This is a genomic window from candidate division TA06 bacterium (assembly GCA_004376575.1).
Taxonomy (GTDB): domain Bacteria; phylum Hydrothermota; class DG-26; order E44-bin18; family E44-bin18; genus E44-bin18.
In genome coordinates this window covers 1-3,809 of sequence record SOJN01000076.1, presented here as the reverse complement: position 1 = coordinate 3,809, position 3,809 = coordinate 1, and the positions used below count along the sequence as shown (strand labels likewise).

The 3,809-nt window shown below is 45.7% G+C and carries 3 protein-coding genes; all 3 read left to right on the top strand.

Annotated elements, in window-relative coordinates; all coding sequences use genetic code 11:
• The coding region (locus E3J62_06645) for a WYL domain-containing protein (GenBank protein ID TET45729.1) at positions 1-188 on the top strand (188 nt) is incomplete at its 5' end.
• Positions 189-513: 325 nt separating this feature from the next.
• A complete protein-coding gene (locus tag E3J62_06640; protein ID TET45728.1) occupies positions 514-1,584 on the top strand; it encodes a hypothetical protein in 1,071 nt (356 codons plus the stop codon).
• A gap of 3 nt (positions 1,585-1,587) precedes the next feature.
• On the top strand, positions 1,588-3,699 hold the full coding sequence (locus tag E3J62_06635; protein TET45727.1) for a hypothetical protein: 2,112 nt from the start codon (positions 1,588-1,590) through the stop codon (positions 3,697-3,699).
• Positions 3,700-3,809 lie beyond the last annotated feature (110 nt).

Genomic DNA, 3,809 nt, shown 5'->3' with positions numbered 1-3,809 from the left:
AGAAGATAAAGAAGCACAAAGACGGGAGCCTCTCATTATCTTTTCCAGCCCCCGCGCTTTATGAGGTGAAACGGTGGATCTTGCAGTGGGGTCAGGAGGCAGAGGCCCTCGAACCCAAAGAACTCCGCCAATCCATCGCAGAAGATGTCCAAAAGTTGGCCAAGAGATACAAAAAACGGGTCAAGTGAGTGATTAATTTGGTTGTAGGTTGTACCTGTTTCACCTTTTCGAAAAGGTGAAATGCAAGGTGTGTGGACTAGTGGTATATTTCGGTGCGCCAGAGATGCTTGACATTGTGACTCTTTTCGGATAGGGTTCACCTACAGTAAGACAAGGGCGGGTTAGAATCTTGGACAAGATCGTTTCTTACAAGGAGTGTCGTTGGATCAGACATCGAGAAACATATTCCTGTCACATAAGTTTTTCCGAATACCAAATAGGAAATCCAACGCGATCGAGGAGTACTGTTTGTACATCCTTGAGGCGAACTACATGACTTCCTAAGGAGAAAGCATGAAGGTTGCAATAACTGGCGATATTCATTTGACCGAGAAAGGCAAACACCCTGAGCGATGGAAAACGCTTGAGAATATTCTCAGGCAAATCACCCAGAAAGGCGTTAACACACTTCTCATCATAGGTGATCTCTTCGACAGCGACTACCAAAGCTATTTTGAGTTCGACAAACTCACCTCCCAATATCCTGCTATTGAGTTCCACATCATTCCAGGAAATCATGACCCTGCAGTCAGCGAAAAGGTTTTATCGGGGAGTAATGTTAGGGTTTATGTCCAGCCTGAGATTGTCAGATTTGGGGACTCAGGTTTTCCAATTCTCCTTCTGCCATACAAGTCAGACAAAACAATGGGTGAAGAAATAGCTACATTCAACGAGCAACTGCAACGTGGCAACTGGATACTAGCCGGACACGGAGACTGGTTCGGCAGCATTCGTGCACCAAATCCGTCCGAGCCCGGTACATATATGCCCCTGAGCAGAAAAGATGTTGAAGATTACGGCCCAGCTTTGACCTTGCTGGCGCATATTCACAAACCTCTGGACGATCTCAGTTCTCATGTACATTACGTCGGCTCCCCATGTGGTCTGGACATAACTGAAACGGGCAGGCGACGATATTTCATACTCGATACCAAAACCCTCGAATTACAGACGGTACCTGCAGATTCGCAGGTTATCTACTTCTCTGAGACAATAGCTGTCTTCCCGGTGGAAAACGAAAAGGAATACTTGGAGAAGCAGATCCAGACGATAAAGGATAGATGGTCTGTTAGACCAGAAGAGCGGTCAAAAGTCTGGATTCGTGTCAAGGTCAGGGGTTATTGTTCAAACATAAGAGAACTCAAAAAGGTTCTCAAGCGCGAATTTGGTGATTTCTCGTTTTACGACAACGAAGGTGCAGATGTTTCTGAAGTATATGCCTCCGACAATTACGAGCTTTCAGAGATTGGAAGAAGGGTATGTGAGAAGATCAGTCAAGAAGACTGGACAGGGAGTGACGAGGAACCTGCTGTAGACGACATAATATTCCACGCACTTGAAACAATATACAGCATAGGCAAATAGAGTATGCGAGCAAAGATTACAGATATCAACGTACAGAACCTGGGACCAATCCAGGAAATACGTTGGGAAATGGGGTTAGTTAACCTCATATTTGGCGAGAATGAAAAGGGTAAGAGCTACTTGGTCGAGTTTCTTGTTCGGTCACTTTTCAAAAGTGCAGCTTGGAAGCTGCGGAAGACGATAGGGAGCGGCAGAGTAAGGATCGAAGGAATAGATGACGATGTCACCGAGTTCTCACCTACTAGTTCGAAGAAGCTTGAGGATTTTCTCATTGAGAAATACGTCGGGCTACCTCCAGATTTCTCAAAACTGCTCGTCATGAGGAGCACCGATGTTGAGCTGAGTGAAGCCGAAGAGACTGACAAGCTTATATTGAGAAGGTTTCTATCGCACAGAGAAATCCTCGAGAGAATACAAGAGAATATCTCTAAAACCATTAGACAATCAGAGGTTCGCGGCTATGAAATTTCTGGTGGCAACAGGGGAGAGATCAAAACAAGGAAAGCCCTGGAGAATGACCTTAGACGAATCAACGGGCTGTTTGACAAGATAGAAAGCCACTACTTGGGAGGGCACCGAAAGACGCTGGAGATCAAAAAACAGGTGCTAGAAGCCCAGTTCGAGCTTCTTTCCAGAGCCAAGTGCCACCTTGCGTATGACATTTGGAAGACAATTGAGGATCTCCAAGGCGAATCGGATGACATCGATGAGGCGAAATTGCAAAAGCTTTTGGACAGTGTACGCGACTATAACAAAGGAAGAGGCGAATATAGCGAGAAGAAAGATGAACTGGCGGACCTCAAAAAGAACACCAAGGATTATGAGTGGCTTGAAAATGCGATAGACGAGTATGAACAATACAACTTAGGTATGGTTACTTCCAAGCCCGGTTTTCTGTATCCTTCATCGGTACTAGTAATGACCATCATATGTGCACTATTTACTGCTCTACGCATACCTGTTGTAGCACTAATAGCCTTAGCCACCTTGGTGTTGATAGGCTGGGTTTACAAGAGGATGTACGACCAATACCTTCGTGATGCAAGCAAAGGGCAAGAAAGGGCAAGGCTACAAAAAGAATATGAGAGGCGGTTCAACGAAGGACTGACCGACCTAGCCCTCATGAAAGAGAAGTTGCAGGCCATGAAGCAAGATTACGACCTGAAGAAGTTACTGGCGGACCAACTGAGCAGCAAGAAACGTGATCTTAGCGATTCAAAAATCAGAACATTAGAGGACATATCAGAATTCATCGGGGAAGAAATCCCTTCGGAGGATTGGAAAGAGGAGCTGGAGAAGAAGAAGCAAGAGAAAAAGGAACTGGAAGACCGAATCCACAAGAACGGGGTCAAACTGGCGGAACTGCGTGTGGATCCAACACAATATGTGAAAGAAAAGGCAGAGGTCGAGTTCGATGAAGAGGAGTTTGGAAGAATTGAAGCCGGGTTGAGTAAGGTAGAGGGTGAAATCTCAAGAACAGAGGATGCACTTGACACCATTAAGCAGGGCATCTGTGACGCCACAGACAGTGATATTTCTACAGATTGGCATGAGCTCATCGCAAAACTGGCAGAAAGGCGTGACCAAACTCTGAAGGAATATAGAGACATTACGGCACAGATAATCGGCAAGAGATTCGTTTTCGAGACCCTTGAAGAACTTAACGAGGTTGAGGATGAAGAAGTCAAGTCTGCACTGGAATCAGATGACATAAAGAAGACGCTTCGTGAGGTCACTAAGCACTACGACAATATTTTTCTTGAAGGCGACAGTATGATTGTCTCTGATCCGTACTCTAGCTTTCCTCTCTCTGAGATTAGCGATGGGGCTAAGGAACAGGTATTTTTGGCACTCCGAATAGGTTTTGCGGTGAGGTGGTTTAAGAAGGACGGACTGTTCTTGGTTCTTGACGACGCCTTCTTGCACTCAGACTATAAAAGGCGTCCTTTGCTTGTCAACAGAGTGGTAGAGCTTGCCCGTAATGGCTGGCAAATCATATGTTTCACATTTGATGAGAACATCAGGAAACTGTTTGAGAAGGTCAGCGCTGAATTTGGGAGCGAATATAGATACTTTGATCTTAACGAGGACACGGGCAAGCCCCGGCCTGCCTGATGCCGAAAGAAAAAGGAACATCAACCTTGCTGGATTTGCTGCCGCTAATCACCTTTAACCGGAGCATCATAGAAAGGAGGTGCAACAATGGCTTCTGCTGTTGGCAAGAA

Coding starts and splice junctions, on each gene's coding strand:
- E3J62_06635 (TET45727.1), top strand. CDS start 1,588: ATGCGAGCAAAGATTACAGATATCAACGTACAGAACCTGGGACCAATC.
- E3J62_06640 (TET45728.1), top strand. CDS start 514: ATGAAGGTTGCAATAACTGGCGATATTCATTTGACCGAGAAAGGCAAA.